General features: G+C 58.0%; 1 protein-coding gene. It reads right to left on the bottom strand.

What is annotated here, in order from left to right:
* Positions 1 to 1871, bottom strand: a 1871-nt coding sequence (locus A2I95_RS34310; protein WP_291736997.1) for a type VI secretion system Vgr family protein, incomplete at its 3' end; no start/stop codon positions are given.
* Between the last annotated feature and the right edge of the window lie 62 nt (positions 1872 to 1933).

Raw genomic sequence — 1933 nt, 5'->3', positions numbered from 1 at the left:
GTCTCTGTATGGTCCCCCGTGGCAATGGTTTCGGTCAGGTTTCCAGTGTCCACGTCCAAGGTCATATTGCCGGTCTGGATGGTCTCGGACTTGTCGCCGGTCTCCACCACTTCGGTCCGGTCGCCCTCATGCACGGTTTCCGTCATGTGCTGCTGGACCGTGAAAACATAGCTCTTCTCGTCCGCCTCAGTGACTTCCGGGTCGGGAGCATCCATGCCAACAGTCACCGTTGAGCGGTCCTTGACCAGCATCTGATGATCCTTCTCGGCCTGCACCCGCATCAGCTCGCTGTCTTTCTTGTCATCGAACATCAGCTCGTTGTAACCGCCGCCGCCCTTGGAGGAATTGGTCTTGATCCCCAGCTGTGTCTGATCGTCGGGATAGGTATAGGGCGGCATCGTTTCAGCATTGTAAAGCATGCCGGTGCAGATCGGCCGGTCGGGGTTGCCGTCCTCGAACTGAATCACAACCTCCTGGCCCATGCGCGGGATCGCCACCATGCCCCAGTTCTTACCGGACCAGGGCGTCACTACCCGCACAAAACAAGACGAAGTCTCGTTCTTCTTGCCTTCCCGGTCCCAATGAAACTGGATCTTGATCCGGCCATGCTTGTCGGTCCAGATCTCTTCGCCGCTCTGGCCGACCACGGTTGCGGTCTGCAGCCCCTGCACTTCCGGCCAAGGGGTCACCAGCTGCGCCCGGAACTGATCCGATTTCAGAATGGCGCTGAACGTCGAGGCATAGACGTCGTGCTCCATCTCCTCGGGCACATCCATGTTGCGCGCCTTTAGGTCGCGCCGCATCGCCCCTTTGGTGGCAACCTCTTTCTTCTGCTGACTCTCCCGCTCACCGTAGTCCCAAGCCACCTTGACATGATGCTCTGTCTCAATGACGAGATATTCCTTGTTGTTCTCCTTCACCGGATGTTTTTCCATCGTGAAGGTGCTGCCGGTGCCCAGGGTCGCCACACTGGACGCGCCGCGCCAGCGGATGTGCCTGATCGCCTCCGCTTCCATCCGCACCCTGGAACGCTTGTCTCCCAATGGGGTCTTGGACGGATAACGGCCCTGGTAGTCATAAACTTCATAATCATCGTAGGAATGGCTGCCCTTGGCGATTTCAGTGGCAGCCTTCAGATCCGCCGAGGGCGTTTCAAAGTTGAAATCATTCAGCGTGACCTTGCCGCGTGTCAGGATCTCATCCTTGGTCCATTCCGAGATATGCTCCTCGCGCCGACGGTCGCTGTCATCACGGGCGTGGAACTCAATCCCTGCGCCGCCCTTGATCGGCGCGTGCCCGCTGACCCCGTCGCACAGCACCAGCTTTTCAATCGCGGTATCGCCAATGGGACTGTCGAAGTAGAAATATATCCCCTCTTCCTCCATCAGCCGGCACAGGAAGGCATAGTCGCTTTCACGGTATTGCAGGCAGTATTCGCGCGCCTCATAGGAATCGCTCAGCTTGTCGGTGAAATCGCTGAAACCGTACTCGCTGAACAGCTGTTTGATGATATCGACCGAGGTCTTTTCCTGAAACACCCGCAGATCGCTGGTCCGCGTCAGCAGCCAGAACCAGGGGCGCACCTCCGCCACATACATCTCGTACCCGTTGCGAAAGCCCAGATACTCGACCGAAATGCACAGCCCGTTGAACTGATGCTCTGTCTGCTGGCGCATCACATGCACATTCATCTGCTTGCCGACCAGATCCTGCAGCTTGGGCTGGCTCTTGGTCGCGGCAAATTCGATTGTGGTCTCGGTCAGCTTGCTCAGCCCCTCGCGCACAATCGCACGGCTCATCATCAGGCCGTCGGTGGAATATGTCCCCGACATCCAGGCGAGGTCGTTTTCATGGCCCTTACTTACAACCATGGGTCCTCCTTTCCGCGACGGGAACCGGGCCGGAAATCGCCGGCAGTGTTCTCAAACATTCG

The sequence above is a fragment of the Leisingera sp. F5 genome, from assembly GCF_001593695.1.
This window is presented reverse-complemented; position numbering and strand designations above follow the sequence as displayed.